At 71.0% G+C, this 15,209-nt stretch carries 9 protein-coding genes; 3 read left to right on the top strand and 6 right to left on the bottom strand.

Going from position 1 to position 15,209, the window contains the following annotated elements; all coding sequences use genetic code 11:
* Window positions 1-29: 29 nt before the first annotated feature.
* Together E6P78_RS01510 and E6P78_RS01505 are read right to left on the bottom strand one after the other, a co-directional pair.
* A complete protein-coding gene (locus tag E6P78_RS01510; protein ID WP_136201662.1) occupies window positions 30-1,271 on the bottom strand; it encodes an outer membrane lipoprotein carrier protein LolA in 1,242 nt (413 codons plus the stop codon).
* Between the two features lie 274 nt (window positions 1,272-1,545).
* Window positions 1,546-2,556 (bottom strand): polyprenyl synthetase family protein, encoded by a 1,011-nt coding sequence (locus E6P78_RS01505; RefSeq protein WP_136201661.1) that lies wholly within the window; start codon window positions 2,554-2,556, stop codon window positions 1,546-1,548.
* A 156-nt stretch (window positions 2,557-2,712) separates the two neighbouring features.
* Between E6P78_RS01505 and E6P78_RS01500 the strand changes: the two genes are divergently transcribed.
* The 3 genes from E6P78_RS01500 to fahA all read left to right on the top strand — a co-directional run bounded on the left by E6P78_RS01500 (window position 2,713) and on the right by fahA (window position 7,622).
* A complete protein-coding gene (locus tag E6P78_RS01500; RefSeq protein ID WP_136201660.1) occupies window positions 2,713-4,212 on the top strand; it encodes a peptide MFS transporter in 1,500 nt (499 codons plus the stop codon).
* Window positions 4,213-4,221: 9 nt separating this feature from the next.
* Window positions 4,222-6,216 (top strand): CocE/NonD family hydrolase, encoded by a 1,995-nt coding sequence (locus tag E6P78_RS01495; protein ID WP_136201659.1) that lies wholly within the window; start codon window positions 4,222-4,224, stop codon window positions 6,214-6,216.
* A gap of 176 nt (window positions 6,217-6,392) precedes the next feature.
* Entirely contained in the window at window positions 6,393-7,622 is a 1,230-nt protein-coding gene (fahA, locus tag E6P78_RS01490) for a fumarylacetoacetase (protein ID WP_136201658.1), read from the top strand.
* Window positions 7,623-7,716: 94 nt separating this feature from the next.
* Here fahA and recQ read toward each other — a convergent pair whose 3' ends face one another.
* The 4 genes from recQ to nuoL form a co-directional block, all read right to left on the bottom strand.
* Window positions 7,717-9,846, bottom strand: a complete 2,130-nt coding sequence (gene recQ, locus E6P78_RS01485) for a DNA helicase RecQ (RefSeq protein ID WP_136201657.1) — start codon at window positions 9,844-9,846, stop codon at window positions 7,717-7,719.
* 169 nt (window positions 9,847-10,015) lie between these two features.
* The gene (nuoN, locus tag E6P78_RS01480; RefSeq protein ID WP_136201656.1) at window positions 10,016-11,680 is read right to left on the bottom strand and encodes an NADH-quinone oxidoreductase subunit NuoN; all 1,665 of its coding nucleotides are present in this window, start codon (window positions 11,678-11,680) and stop codon (window positions 10,016-10,018) included.
* Complete coding sequence (locus tag E6P78_RS01475; RefSeq protein WP_136201655.1) at window positions 11,677-13,248, bottom strand: NADH-quinone oxidoreductase subunit M; 1,572 nt, start codon at window positions 13,246-13,248, stop codon at window positions 11,677-11,679. Before E6P78_RS01475 ends, nuoN begins: the two co-directional genes overlap by 4 nt.
* Before the next feature lie 4 nt (window positions 13,249-13,252).
* Complete coding sequence (nuoL, locus tag E6P78_RS01470) at window positions 13,253-15,205, bottom strand: NADH-quinone oxidoreductase subunit L (protein WP_136201654.1); 1,953 nt, start codon at window positions 15,203-15,205, stop codon at window positions 13,253-13,255.
* Between the last annotated feature and the right edge of the window lie 4 nt (window positions 15,206-15,209).

The following is a 15,209-nucleotide window of genomic DNA, read 5'->3' as shown; positions in this document are numbered from 1 at the left end:
CACGGCGGGGCGGGCGAGGGACTCGGGTGTCAGCCCGCGTTGTTCGCGGCCTCGACCAGCGCGTCCTTGGTGACCGCGCCCACGTAGACCCGGCCGTCGTCCGTCATCAGCGCGTTGACCAGGCGGGTCTTGAAGACCGTGCCCGAGCCGAACTTGCCGGTGACCTTGTCACCGAGCGCGTCCAGGAACTGCAGGGCCTCGGCCGGTACGTCACCGGACGCCTCGGAGGGGAGGGCCGCGCCGCCGGGGGTCTTGATCTCGGCGATGCTGTTCCAGCCCTCGCCGATCACGTTCACCCCCTCGAACGCGCCCAGGTCGCCCTTGGCCTGCTCGATCGCCTTCCGGGCCTCCTTCTCGTGGCCGCCTGCGGCCTGCTCCGCCTCGTCGGCCTCGGTGACCTTCGCGCCCTTGGGCGGGGTGAAGGTGAACGAGGAGGCGGCGGGCTTCTTGAAGTCGACCGAGGTGAACCCGGCGTCCACCGCCGCCTTGCCGCCGCTGCTGGGCCGGAGCGTGAACTTGAGCGGTACGCCGTTCTCCGCGTCCACGGCGACGGTGATGGAGCCGATCGTGGAGCCGCCCTGCTCGGGCTTGAGGACCAGGCGGTACGCGTCGCGTCCGGCGACCCGGGCGGTGCCGTCGACCGCGACGGACGTGTTGCCGTCGGCGGCCTTCAGCGCCTGCTCGGCCAGGGCCTTCGGGGTGGTCGGCACGCCCTCGGGGAGGGCCTTGTCCTTGCCCCGGGTGGACTTGTCCTGCTTGTCCTTGGTGTCGGCGTGGTAGGCCTCGTTGGACGCGCTGTCGTACGCCCAGACCTGGTCGCCGTTGTGGATCAGGCTGTACTCGGACGCCTTGTCCAGGACGGAGAGGCGCTGCTTGCCGGGGCCGTCGGCGGCGACCCGCAGGGTGTGCGTGCCGGAGACCAGCTCGGTGAGCCTGGCCTCCGGGTCGGCGCCGGACGCGTCCTTGCCGCCCGCGTCCGGGAGGAGGGAGCCGGCCAGGCCGCCGATCGACGGGATGCCGAGGTCCGTGCTGATCTTCACCGTGCCGGAGAACTGCTGCGTGTCCGAGGCGGCGATCTTCTCGATGAGTTCCTGAGCGGTGATCTTCGGCAGATCGGGGTCGCCCGAGCTGGCGAGCGCCGGGACCAGGCCGATCGTCGCGGCCGCCACCCCCGCCACCGCGACGGGGACGATGTAGCGCGCCGCCTTGCGGCGGCCGGCGCTCCCCCGGGCGGCCGTGCCGTTGGTCTCCGCGCTGTCGTTCGGTGCCATGTGTGCCCTACCTCCGTGGTCGGCGGCTTCCGTCGGGATGCACTCGTCCACTCCGTGCCGCCATTCTCACCCGTTTTGGTCAGGAGTGGTTGTTCTCCATCTGACCAAATCGGACGGCCGGAGGCGTCAACCCCCGGGAGCAACTGCGCCTACCCCTTCGGTATGACCCCGGGGCGCCGTTTCCCCGCCATCCCCTAGGGACCGTCACGGACCGTCAGAGGCCGTCAGAAGCCGCCAGAGGCCGTCAGAAGCCGTCAGGGGTCGTCGAGGACCGTCAGCCCGCGCGGTGCACCACGGCGTCGCACATCTCTTCGAGCGCGAGCTTGGCGTAGCACTCGGGCAGCGGCTTCAGCGTGGCCCGTGCCTCCTGGGCGTACCGGACGGTGTCGCGGCGGGCCCGGGCCAGCGCCGGGTGGGCGCGCAGCAGGCGCAGCGCCTCGGCGAGCGTGTCCGGGTCCTGGAGGTCGCCGTCGAGCAGTTCGACCAGGGCGAGGTCGTCCGGCTTGCCGTCGGCCCCGGCCTGCGCCCTGAGGTGGAGGACGGGGAGGGTCGGGATGCCCTCCAGGAGGTCGGTGCCGGGGGTCTTGCCGGACTCGTGGGAGTCGGAGGCGATGTCGAGGACGTCGTCGGCGAGCTGGAAGGCCACGCCGAGCCGTTCACCGTACTGGGTGAGGATGTCGATCGTGGACTCGTCGGCGCCGGACATCATCGCGCCGAAGCGGCAGGCGACGGCGATCAGCGAGCCGGTCTTGCCGCGCATCACTTCGAGGTAGTGGTCGACGGGGTCGCGCCCGTCGCGCGGGCCGGCCGTCTCCAGGATCTGGCCGGTGACCAGGCGTTCGAACGCCTCCGCCTGGATGCGGACGGCCTCCGGGCCGAGGTCGGCCAGGATGTGCGAGGCGCGCGCGAAGAGAAAGTCGCCGGTCAGTACGGCGACCGAGTTGCCCCAGCGGGAATTGGCGCTGGGAACCCCGCGCCGGACGTCGGCCTCGTCCATGACGTCGTCGTGGTAGAGCGTCGCGAGGTGGGTCAGCTCCACGACCACCGCGGCGGGCACCACGCCCGGGGCGTCGGCGTCACCGAACTGGGCGGCGAGCATCGCCAGCAGCGGCCGGAACCTCTTGCCGCCCGCGCGCACCAGGTGCTGGGCGGCTTCCGTGATGAACGGCACGTCGCTCTTGGTGGCATCGAGCAGGCCCGACTCGACAGCAGCCAAACCGGCCTGGACACCGGCCTCAAGAGCCTGGTCCCGCACGCTCAGTCCGAACGGCCCGACGACGGTCACGAGGGGATCTCCTGTCTGCTGACGATCACACGGAATGTCGATGTGTCGTTGTCATCACTCAAGTCAGCGTATCCGGTCCCCTTTGGATCACCGTGGGCGCCTTCCCGCCACCGCCGGTATGTTCGGGATCAGCTCATACGATCAGGAGTTGCCGCTTTGTCCCACGCAGCCGCAGAGACCGAACCGGCGCAGCCGCCCCCGGCTGACGACCACGCATTTTTCGGCCAGCCACGGGGTCTGATGACCCTGTCCGGCCTGGAGGTGTGGGAGCGGTTCTCGTTCCTCGGCATGCAGGCGATCCTGGTCCTGTATTTCGCGGACACGGTCGCGCACGGCGGCATGGGTATGGAGGCCGGGACCGCCGCCTCCGTCTCCGCCGCGTACGGCACGCTCGTCTATCTGGTGTCGGTTGCCGGGGGCTGGCTGGCCGACCGCATCCTCGGCTCGTACCGGGCCGTCCTGTACGGCGGCATCCTGATCGCCTGCGGGCATTACGCCATGGCGGTGCCCACGGACGCCATGACGTGGGTGGGGCTGGGGCTGATCAGTGCAGGTACGGGGCTGCTCAAGCCGAATGTGGCCACCATGGTCGGCAAGCTCTACCGGACCGAGGACGAGCGCCGGGACGCGGGCTTCGCCCTCTATTACATGGGCATCAACGTCGGCGCGTTCCTCGGGCCGCTGATCACCGGCTGGCTCGGCGACCACGCCGGCTGGCACTGGGGCTTCTCGGCCGCCGCCTTCGGTATGACGCTGGGCCTCATCCAGTACGTGGCGGGCCGCCGTCACCTGGCCGGGCGAAAGCGCGCCGCCGAATACGCGCTGGCCCCCGGACCCATGCGGCGCGCGGTCCTGCTCATCGTCGTCGGGGCCGTGGTGGTCGCGGCGGCGGCCACCGGTCTCGCCCTGGCGGGCTGGCTGACCATGGACCGGTTCGTGGACCTGCTCACCCTTATCTCGGTGATCGCCCCGGTCGTCTACTTCGTGGTGATGTTCCGCAGCCCCAGGGTCAGCGCCGACGAGCGCGGCAGGCTGCGCCCGTACGTGGTGCTGTTCCTGGCCTCCGTCGTCTTCAACTTCATCCTCTTCCAGGCGTACTCGACGATGATGCTGCTCGCGTCGACCAACGCCCGCACGGAGATCTTCGGCTTCCACTTCCCGGCCAGCTGGTACGCCTCCGCGCTCGGCGCCTTCGAGGTGGCGCTCGCTCCGGTGGTCGCGGCCGTCTGGGCGAGGATGGGGCCGCGCCAGCCGCACGCGTCCAACAAGATCGCGATCGGGGTGATCCTCGGCGGTCTCTCGTTCCTGCTGATGGTCCTGCCCACCTCCGGCCACTCGGGCGACACGTACCGGATGGCCGCCTGGTGGATCGTCGGCTCCTACCTGCTGCTCGGGCTCGGCGACATCCTGCTGGAGACCTCCGGCATGTCCGCGACCACCAAGCTCGCCCCCAGGGCGTTCGCCAGCCAGACCATGGCGCTCTGGTTCCTCTCGCTGGCCCTCGCCAACGGCATCCAGGCCCAGATCGTGAAGCTGTACGGCGAGGTGTCCAACCCCGCCTACTTCGGTGTCAATGGCGCTGTCGCGGTGGTGGCCGGTGTGGCCGTCATCGCCGCCGCCCCCTGGCTCAAGCGCACCATGCACCCCGTCCACTGAGGTACGCCCATGCACATCCAGACCGCGTTCCCGTACGAGACGACCCACGAGGACCTCTACATCCCGCTCCCGGGAGGCACCGAGCTGTACGCCCGGATCTGGCGGCCGGTCACGGACGAACCCGTCCCCGCGCTCCTGGAGTACCTGCCCTACCGGCTGAGCGACTGGACCGCGCCGCGCGACTGGCAGCGCCACCCCTGGTACGCGGGCCACGGCTACGCCTCGGTCCGGGTCGACGTGCGCGGCCACGGCAACAGCGAGGGCATGCCGGGGGACGAGTACGACGCGACGGAGCTGGCCGACGGGGTCGCCGTCATCCAGTGGCTGGCCGAGCAGGAGTGGTGCTCGGGCCGGGTCGGCATGTTCGGCATCTCCTGGGGCGGCTTCAACTCGCTCCAGATCGCCGCGCTCGCCCCGGAGCCGCTGAAGGCGATCGTCACGGTGTGCTCGGCCGACGACCGCTACGACAACGACGTCCACTACATGGGCGGCTCGGTCCTGGCCGTGGACATGCACGCCTGGGCGGCGACCATGCTGGCCTTCGTCTGCCGGCCGCCCGACCCGGCGGACGTGGGCGACGACTGGCGCCAGATGTGGCTGACCCGGCTGGAGGCCGTCGACCCCTTCATCCACACCTGGCTCGCGCACCAGACCCGCGACGCCTACTGGCAGCACGGCAGCGTCTGCGAGGACTACTCCGCGATCAAGGCCAGTGTCCTGGCGGTCGGCGGCTGGCACGACCCGTACCGCGACACCGTCCTCAGGCTGGTCGAGCACCTGGACCCGGCGAAGGTGCGCGGGATCATCGGGCCCTGGTCGCACCAGTACCCCGACCGGGGGCTGCCGCCCGGACCCGCCATCGGCTTCCTCCAGGAGACGCTGCGCTGGTGGGACCAGCACCTGAAGGACGAGGACACCGGCATCCTGGACGAGCCGCTGCTGCGGTCCTGGATCAGCGAGTCGCACCGGCCCGCCACGGTCTACGAGACGCTGCCCGGCCGCTGGGTCGGGGAGACCAGCTGGCCGTCGGAGAACGTCACCCCGGTGGCGTACGCCCTTCAGGGCGGGGCGCAGATCGTCCACTCACCGCAGCAGACCGGGCTGGACGCGGGCCGGTTCTTCCCCTTCGGCAACGACGCCGACCTGCCGCCCGACCAGCGGGACGAGGACGCCAAATCGCTCTGCTTCGAGTTCCCGGTCGCCGACGCGCCGATCGAGATCCTGGGCCGGCCCCGGGTGAAGCTGCGCATCCGGATGGACGTGCCGCGCGGCCAGGCCGTCGCCCGGCTCTGCGACGTCGCCCCCGACGGCTCCTCCACCCTCGTCACGCGCGGCGCCCTCAACCTCGCCGCCCGCCACGGCCGCGACCGCGCCGAGGACTGGCCGGCCGGCGCCACCGAGGACGTGACCTTCGAGCTGAACGGCATCGGGCACACCTTCCCGCCCGGCCACCGCATCAGACTCGCCGTCTCCTCCTCGTACTGGCCGTGGATCTGGCCGCAGGCCGGCTCGGCGGGCTTCACCCTGGAGGCCGACGACAGCCTGGTCGAGCTGCCGGTGCGCCGGCACACCGAGGACCCGGCGATCCGCTTCGAGGAGCCCGAGCAGTCCGAGCCGCTGGGCGTCGTCTTCCCGGAGACCCTGGACACGCCACGCCCCGAACGGCTCGTCGTCCGCGATGTCGCCAAGGGTGAATGGCGGCTGGAGGTCGACCCGCGCTACGGCGGCACGCGCGTCTACCCCGACGGGCTCGAATTCACCGAGGAGGCGGTGGAGACGTACACGATCCAGGAGGCCGACCCGCTCTCCGCGCGCACCCGGTCCGACTGGACGATCCGGTTGCACCGGCCCGAGATGTCGTGGGACGTGCAGATCGACACCCGCTCGGAGATCACCGCCGACGCGGACGACTTCCACACCGTCAACGAGGTCGTCTGCACCGAGGGCGGCGAGGTCGTCTTCCACCGGACCTGGGAGAAGACCATCCCGCGAACAGCCGGTTAGCGCACGGCCCCAGGCGTACTTTCCGGGTCATTGGGGATGGTTGGGGCACTGCCCGGGTCGTGTCCGTGAAGTCCCGTCGTAGGCCCGGGTCGGGCGGGACTTCACGGACACGGCCCAAGGCGGTGCCCCCGACGTAACGTGTCCCCCAAGCGACCTGGAAAGCGAGGCAGCAACCGATGCCCGAGCAGAGCAGCCCGCTCGATCTGGCCGAGGGCGATCCCTTCGGCCCGCACAACCTTCCCTACGGCGTGTTCTCCACCCCCGACCGGGCCGGTGAACAACGCGTCGGCGTCCGCATCGGCAACCACGTCCTGGACGCCGGGGCCGCCGCGCTCGCCCTCGGTTCTCCGTACGCCCAACTGCTGGCCCAGCCCGACCTGACGGCCCTGCTCGCGGCCGGGCGCAACGCCTGGCGCGATGTGCGCCGGGCGCTGACCGCGTGGGTGACGGTCCCCGCCCACCGCGCGGACATAGTGCCGCTGCTGCACCCCCTGGACACGGTGACCCTGCACCTGCCCTACCAGGTCGCGGACTACGTGGACTTCTACGCCAGCGAGCACCACGCCACCAACGTCGGCCAGATCTTCCGCCCCGACGGCGACGCGCTCACCCCCAACTGGAAGCACCTGCCGATCGGTTACCACGGCCGCGCGGGCACCGTCGTGGTCTCCGGCACCGACGTGGTCCGCCCGGCGGGCCAGCGCAAGGCCCCCGCCGACCCGGCGCCCGTCTTCGGCCCGTCCGTCAAGCTCGACATCGAGGCCGAGGTCGGCTTCGTCGTCGGCACCGGCTCCGAGCACGGCAGGCCCGTGCCGCTGGCCGACTTCCGCGAGCACGTCTTCGGCCTCTCCCTACTCAACGACTGGTCGGCGCGCGACATCCAGGCCTGGGAGTACGTCCCGCTCGGCCCCTTCCTCGGCAAGTCCTTCGCCACCTCCGTCTCGGCGTGGGTGACCCCGCTGGAGGCCCTGGACGCCGCGAGGACCGCCCCGCCCGCCCGCGACTTCCCGCTGCTGCCCTACCTGGACGACGCGGAGGAGGACGAGCCCGGCGGCTACGACCTGCGGCTCTCCGTCGCCATCAACGGCCAGGTCGTCGCGGAGCCCCCGTTCTCCACGATGTACTGGACGGCCGCCCAGCAGCTCGCCCAGATGACGGTCAACGGCGCCTCGCTGCGCACCGGCGACCTCTACGGCTCCGGCACCGTCAGCGGCGCCGAACCGGCCCAGCGCGGTTCCCTGCTCGAACTCACCTGGAACGGCCGCGACCCGCTGGAGCTGCCCGAGGGCGAGCGGACGTTCCTGGAGGACGGCGACACGGTCACCATCACCGCCTGGGCCCCCGGCCCGGACGGCACCCGCGTCGGCCTCGGCGAGGTCACCGGCCGGATCGTCGCGTCGGCCTGACCCCGACGGCCCGGCCCAGCCTGCCGGGGGCGCTGCCGGGTCCGGGCCGGGTACGCCGAGCGGGCGGTGGCCGCGCTGAACGACTCGGTCCGCGTCACTCCCACTCCGGCGGCTCCTCGTCCCAGCCGAACCCGGGGTCGTCGGCGGGCGCGGGGGCCGGGGCCCTGGTGGGGGCGGGCGCGGGGGCCGGGGCGGGGGCAGGTGCGGCAGCCGGGGCCGGGGCGGGCACCCGGGCGGGGGCCGGGGTGGCCGGAGGTGCCTCCGTGGGGGCCGCGGCTTCCGCCGCGTCCGGGAGACCCGCCAGCACCCCCGTGGGGGCCGCGGCTTCCGCCGCGTGCGGGAGACCCGCCAGCACCTCCAGCACGCCCTCCCCGTACGTCGCGAGCTTCTTCTCACCCAGGCCGCTGATCCCGCCCAGCTCGCCGAGCGACGACGGGCGGAGCGTCGCGATCTCGCGCAGGGTCGCGTCGTGGAAGATCACGTACGCCGGGAGGCCCAGCTCCTTGGCCTGGGCGGCGCGCCAGGCGCGCAGGGCCTCGAAGACCGGGACGGCCGTCTCGGGGAGGTCGGCGGCGGCCGTCGCCTTGCTCTTGCGCTCGCCCCGGCCGGACGACGAGCGGGAGGCCGTCGGCTTCTTCGGCTCCTTGCGCAGCTCCACCTCGCGCTCCCGGCCGAGGACGGTGCCGCTCTCCTCGGTGAGGACCAGCGTGCCGTACTCGCCCTCGACGGCCAGCAGGCCCTGGGCGAGGAGCTGGCGGACGACGCCGCGCCACTCCACCTCGGCCAGCTCCTCGCCGATGCCGAAGACCGAGAGCTGGTCGTGGTCGAACTGGATGACCTTGGCCGTGCGGCGGCCGAGCAGGATGTCGATGATCTGGCCGGCGCCGAACTTCTGCCCGCGCTCCCGCTTCAGCCGCACCACCGTGGACAGCAGCTTCTGGGCGACCACCGTGCCGTCCCAGGTCTCGGGCGGAGTGAGGCAGGTGTCGCAGTTGCCGCAGGAGGCGGCGGTGGGCTCCTGACCGAAGTAGGTGAGCAGCTGGGCGCGGCGGCACTGGGCGGTCTCGCACAGGGCCAGCATGGAGTCCAGGTGGGAGGCGGCCCGGCGGCGGAAAGCCTCGTCGCCCTCGCCGCCCTGGATGAGCTTGCGCTGCTGGACGACGTCCTGGAGGCCGTACGCCATCCAGGCCGTGGACGGGGCTCCGTCGCGGCCCGCCCGGCCGGTCTCCTGGTAGTAGCCCTCGACGGACTTCGGCAGGTCCAGGTGGGCGACGAAGCGGACGTCCGGCTTGTCGATGCCCATGCCGAAGGCGATCGTCGCGACGACGACGAGGCCCTCCTCGCGCAGGAAGCGGGACTGGTGGACCGCGCGGGTCCCGGCGTCGAGGCCCGCGTGGTACGGGACGGCCTCGATGCCGTTGCGGCAGAGGTACTCGGCGGTCTTCTCCGTGGAGGCGCGCGAGAGGCAGTAGACGATGCCCGCGTCCCCGGCGTGCTCCTCCTTGAGGAAGGAGAGCAGCTGCTTCTTCGGATCGGCCTTCCCCACGATGCGGTACTGGATGTTGGGCCGGTCGAAGCCGGCCACGAAGTGCCTGGCGTCGGGCATGCCAAGGCGCTGGGTGATCTCGCGGTGCGTGGCGCCGGTCGCGGTGGCCGTCAGGGCGATGCGCGGCACGTCGGGCCAGCGCTCGCCGAGCACGGACAGGGCGAGGTAGTCGGGCCGGAAGTCGTGGCCCCACTGGGCGACGCAGTGCGCCTCGTCGATGGCGAAGACGGAGATCTCACCCCGGGAGAGCAGGGAGAGCGTGGAGTCCAGCCGCAGCCGCTCGGGGGCCAGGTAGAGCAGGTCCAGCTCCCCGGCCAGAAACTGGGACTCCATCGAGCGGCGCTCGTCGAAGTCCTGCGTGGAGTTGATGAAGCCGGCCCGCACGCCGAGCGCCCGCAACGCGTCCACCTGGTCCTGCATGAGGGCGATCAGCGGGGAGATCACGATGCCGGTGCCCCGCCGGACCAGGGCCGGGATCTGGTAGCAGAGGGACTTGCCGCCACCGGTCGGCATGAGCACGACGGCGTCCCCGCCGGCCACCACATGGTCGACGACCGCTTCCTGCTCGCCGCGGAACGCCTCGTACCCGAAGACGCGGTGCAGGGTCCGCCGGGCCTCGGTCTCGGTCGTCCCGGCGGCCCCGCCCGTGGTCACATCCGTGGTCACATCCGTGGTCATGCTCGTCCCGCCCGTCCCGCTCATTGCTCTGTCCCCCGATATCCGTACCGACCATCCGTACCGCTGCGTCCCCGCACTCTCCCCTGCCACGATAGGCGCCGCCTACGACAACGCCGGACGGGCTCGACCTCCGAGCCCGTCCGGCGCCTCGCAGCGGTGGTGTCTCCGGCTACCTCACGAACACCCCGGCCTGGCCCGCCAGGTCCAGGAAGTACTGCGGGGCCACGCCCAGCACCACGGTGACGGCCACGCCGATCGCGATCGTGGTCATCGTCAGCGGGGACGGGACGGCGACCGTGGGGCCGTCCGCCTTCGGCTCGCTGAAGAACATCAGCACGATGACCCGGATGTAGAAGAACGCGGCGATCGCCGAGGAGATCACACCGACCACGACCAGGCCGCCCGCGCCGCCGTCCGCCGCGGCCTTGAACACCGCGAACTTCCCGGAGAAGCCCGAGGTGAGCGGGATACCGGCGAAGGCCAGCAGGAACACCGCGAAGACCGCGGCGACCAGCGGCGAGCGCCGGCCGAGCCCGGCCCACTTCGACAGGTGCGTCGCCTCGCCGCCCGCGTCCCGCACCAGCGTGACGACGGCGAAGGCGCCGACCGTCACGAAGGAGTACGTGGCGAGGTAGAAGAGGACGGACGAGATGCCGTCGGGGGTGGCCGCGATGACACCGGCGAGGATGAACCCGGCGTGCGCGATCGAGGAGTAGGCCAGCAGCCGCTTGATGTCGGTCTGGGTGATGGCGACGACCGCGCCGCCCACCATCGTGACGATCGCGATGCCCCACATGACCGGCCGCAGGTCCCAGGTGAGGCCCGGCAGCACCACGTACAGCAGGCGCAGCAGCGCGCCGAACGCGGCGACCTTCGTGGCCGCGGCCATGAAGCCGGTGACCGGGGTCGGGGCGCCCTGGTAGACGTCCGGGGTCCACATGTGGAACGGGACGGCGCCGACCTTGAAGAGCAGGCCGGTCAGGATCATCGCGCCGCCGATGAGCAGCAGCGCGTCGTTGCCCATGGTGTCGGCGAGCGCCGGGTCGATCTTCTGGATGGAGCCGTCGACCACGGTGGCGATCTGCGCGTACGAGACGGAGCCCGCGTACCCGTAGAGGAGGGCGATCCCGAAGAGCAGGAACGCCGAGGAGAACGCGCCGAGCAGGAAGTACTTCACCGCGGCCTCCTGCGACATCAGCCGCTTGCGGCGGGCGACGGCGCACAGGAGGTACAGCGGGAGGGAGAAGACCTCCAGGGCCACGAACAGCGTCAGCAGGTCGTTGGCCGCCGGGAAGACCAGCATGCCGGCCACCGAGAACAGGACGAGCGGGAAGACCTCGGTGGTCGTGAACCCGGCCCTGACCGCGGCCTTCTCGCTGTCGCTGCCGGGCACGGAGGCGGCCTGCGCCGCGAAGGAGTCCACCCTGTTTCCGTGCGACTCCGGGTCGAGCCGCCGTTCCGCGAAGGTGAAGACGGCGACCAGTGACGTCAGCAGGATGACGCCCTGGAGGAACAGGGCCGGTCCGTCGACGGCGATGGCGCCCATCGCGGCGATGTGCGCCTTGGTCGTCCCGTACCCGCCGGCCGCCAGGCCGACCACCGCGGCGAACGCGGCGACCAGGGCGATGACGGTCAGGAACACCTGCGTGTAGTAGCGGGCCCGGCGCGGCACGAAGGCCTCGACGAGCACGCCCAGGACGGCGACGCCGATCACGATCAGGACCGGGGTCAGCTGGGTGTACTCGATGACCGGGGCCTTGAACTTCTCGTCCGGGGCGGCAGTCGTCACCCCGCTCGCCGTCGTCCACAGACTGTGGACAGCTGTTGCGCTCACTTGGCGGCCTCCACCTCGGGCTGGGGGTCCTTCTTCTGTACGTCCGACATGGTGTGCCGCACCGCCGGGTTGACGATGTCCGTCAGCGGCTTCGGGTAGACACCCAGGAAGAGCAGCAGGGCGATCAGCGGGACGACCACCACGAGCTCACGGGCCTTGAGGTCCGCCATCCCCTGCACCTCGGCCTTGACCGGTCCGGTCATGGTGCGCTGGTAGAGGACCAGGACGTAGATCGCGGCGAGCACGATGCCGGTGGTGGCGATGATGCCGACCGCCGGATACGCGGCGAACGCGCCGACCAGGACCAGGAACTCACTGACGAACGGGGCGAGCCCCGGCAGCGACAGCGTGGCCAGGCCGCCGATCAGGAAGGTGCCGGCCAGCACCGGGGCCACCTTCTGCACCCCGCCGTAGTCGGAGATGAGGCGCGAGCCGCGCCGGGTGATCAGGAAGCCCGCCACCAGCATCAGCGCGGCCGTCGAGATGCCGTGGTTGACCATGTACAGCGTCGCGCCCGACTGGCCCTGGCTGGTCATCGCGAAGATGCCCAGGACGATGAAGCCGAAGTGCGAGATGGACGCGTAGGCGATCAGCCGCTTGATGTCGCGCTGGCCGACCGCGAGCAGCGCCCCGTACACGATGCTGATCAGCGCCAGGACCAGGATCACCGGTGTCGCCCACTTGCTGGCCTCCGGGAAGAGCTGGAGGCAGAAGCGGAGCATCGCGAAGGTGCCGACCTTGTCCACGACGGCGGTGAGCAGCACGGCGACCGGGGAGGTCGCCTCGCCCATGGCGTTGGGCAGCCAGGTGTGCAGCGGCCACAGCGGGGCCTTCACCGCGAAGGCGAAGAAGAACCCGAGGAAGAGCCACCGCTCGGTGCTGGTCGCCATGGTGAACGAGCCGTTGGCGCGGGCCTCGGCGATCTCGGAGAGCGAGAACGACCCGGCGACCACGTAGAGGCCGATCACCGCGGCCAGCATGACGAGGCCGCCGACCAGGTTGTAGAGGAGGAACTTGACCGCGGCGTACGAGCGTTGCGCCGCCGCGTTCTCGTCGCTCCCGGCGTGGGCCCGGTCCCCGAAGCCGCCGATGAGGAAGTACATCGGGATGAGCATGGCTTCGAACAGGATGTAGAAGAGGAAGACGTCGGTGGCCTCGAAGGAGAGGACCACCATCGCTTCGACCATCAGGATCAGGGCGAAGAAGCCCTGGGTGGGCCGCCAGCGGGAGGAGTGCGTCTCCAGGGGGTCGGCGTCGTGCCAGCCGGCCAGGATGACGAAGGGGATCAGCAGGGCGGTGAGCGCCATGAGCGCCACCCCGATGCCGTCCACGCCCAGCTCGTAGCGCACGCCGAAGTCCTTGATCCAGGCGTGCGATTCGGTGAGCTGGAAGCGGTCGCCGCCGGGCTCGAAGCGGGCGAGCGCGATGCCCGCCAGGACGAGCGTGGCCAGCGAGAAGATCAGCGCCAGCCATTTGGCGGCGGTGCGCCGGGCCGCCGGGACGGCGGCGGTGGCGACCGCGCCGATCGCCGGGAGCGCCGCCGTCGCTGTCAGGAGGGGAAAGGACATGTGATCAGACCGCCCTCATCAGCAGGGTCGCGGCGATGAGAACCGCCGTACCGCCGAACATCGAGACCGCGTAGGAGCGGGCGTAGCCGTTCTGCAGTTTGCGCAGCCGGCCGGAGAGCCCGCCCATGGTGGCGGCCGTGCCGTTGACGACGCCGTCCACCAGGGTGTGGTCGACGTAGACCAGGGAGCGGGTCAGGTGCTCGCCGCCGCGGACCAGGACCACGTGGTTGAAGTCGTCCTGGAGGAGATCGCGGCGGGCGGCCCGGGTGAGCAGCGAGCCGCGTGGGGCGACCACGGGCACCGGCTTGCGGCCGTACATCGCCCAGGCGATGGCGACACCGACGACGAGCACCACCATGGTGGCGGCGGTGACGGTGGTCGCGCCGATCGGGGCGTCCCCGTGGTCGTGGCCGGTGACGGGCTCCAGCCAGTTCAGGAAGCGGTCGCCGATGGAGAAGAAGCCGCCGGCGAAGACCGATCCGAAGGCCAGGACGATCATGGGGATGGTCATGGACTTCGGGGACTCGTGCGGATGGGGCTCCGCGTGCGCGCCGCGGGTCTCGGCGGCCGGTTCGACGTCCGGCGCGTCGGGGGACGGCGTCGGGGTGTGGCGCCAGCGCTCCTCGCCGAAGAACGTCAGCAGCATCACGCGTGTCATGTAGAACGCGGTGATCGCGGCGCCCAGCAGCGTCACGGCGCCGAGAATCCAGCCCTCGGTGCCGCCCTTGGCGAAGGCCGCCTCGATGATCTTGTCCTTGGAGAAGAAGCCGGACAGGCCGGGGAAGCCGATGATCGCGAGGTAGCCGAGCCCGAAGGTGACGAAGGTGACCGGCATGTACTTGCGCAGGCCGCCGTACTTCCGCATGTCGACCTCGTCGTTCATGCCGTGCATGACGGAACCGGCGCCGAGGAAGAGACCGGCCTTGAAGAAGCCGTGCGTCACCAGGTGCATGATCGCGAAGACGTAACCGATCGGGCCGAGCCCGGCGGCCAGGATCATGTAGCCGATCTGCGACATCGTGGAGCCGGCGAGGGCCTTCTTGATGTCGTCCTTCGCGCAACCGACGATCGCACCGAAGATCAGCGTGACCGCGCCGACGACCACGACGACCAGCTGCGCGTCCGGGGCGGCGTTGAAGACGGCGCCCGAGCGGACGATGAGGTAGACGCCGGCGGTGACCATGGTGGCGGCGTGGATCAGGGCCGAGACCGGGGTCGGGCCCTCCATCGCGTCGCCGAGCCAGGACTGCAGCGGCACCTGGGCGGACTTGCCGCAGGCGGCCAGCAGCAGCATCAGGCCGATGGCCGTCAGCTTGCCCTCGCCCGTCTGACCGGTCGCCTCCAGGACGGGGCCGAAGGCGAACGTGCCGAACGTGGTGAACATCAGCATGATCGCGATCGACAGGCCCATGTCGCCGACGCGGTTGACCAGGAACGCCTTCTTCGCGGCGGTGGCCGCGCTGGGCTTGTGCTGCCAGAAGCCGATGAGCAGGTACGACGCCAGGCCGACGCCCTCCCACCCGACGTACAGCAGCAGGTAGTTGTCGGCGATGACGAGGATCAGCATCGCCGCGAGGAACAGGTTCAGATAGCCGAAGAAGCGGCGCCGGCGCTCGTCGTGCTCCATGTAGCCGATCGAGTAGATGTGGATCAGCGTGCCCACACCGGTGATCAGCAGGACGAAGGTCATCGACAGCTGGTCGAGCTGGAAGGCCACATCGGCCTGGAAGCCCTCGACCGGAATCCAGCTGAACAGCTTCTGGTGCAGCGCCCGGTCGTCGGCGCCCTTCCCGAGCATGTCGGTGAAGAGCACCACGGCGACGACGAACGAGGCGGCGGCGAGCACGGTGCCGATCCAGTGGCCGGCACGGTCCAGCCGCCGGCCGCCGCAGAGCAGCACCGCCGCTCCGAGCAGGGGCGCCGCGACGAGCAGCGCAATCAGGTTCTCTGCGTTCATTGGG

Origin of the sequence: Streptomyces sp. A0958, assembly GCF_004795035.1 — a bacterium.
Classification (GTDB): Bacteria; Actinomycetota; Actinomycetes; order Streptomycetales; family Streptomycetaceae; genus Streptomyces.
This window is presented reverse-complemented; position numbering and strand designations above follow the sequence as displayed.

Excerpts from the sequence above, each read along its gene's own strand:
- E6P78_RS01510 (WP_136201662.1), bottom strand. The coding sequence starts at position 1,271 with ATGGCACCGAACGACAGCGCGGAGACCAACGGCACGGCCGCCCGGGGG.
- E6P78_RS01495 (WP_136201659.1), top strand. The coding sequence starts at position 4,222 with ATGCACATCCAGACCGCGTTCCCGTACGAGACGACCCACGAGGACCTC.
- fahA (WP_136201658.1), top strand. The coding sequence starts at position 6,393 with ATGCCCGAGCAGAGCAGCCCGCTCGATCTGGCCGAGGGCGATCCCTTC.
- recQ (WP_136201657.1), bottom strand. The coding sequence starts at position 9,846 with ATGACCACGGATGTGACCACGGATGTGACCACGGGCGGGGCCGCCGGG.
- E6P78_RS01475 (WP_136201655.1), bottom strand. The coding sequence starts at position 13,248 with ATGTCCTTTCCCCTCCTGACAGCGACGGCGGCGCTCCCGGCGATCGGC.
- nuoL (WP_136201654.1), bottom strand. The coding sequence starts at position 15,205 with ATGAACGCAGAGAACCTGATTGCGCTGCTCGTCGCGGCGCCCCTGCTC.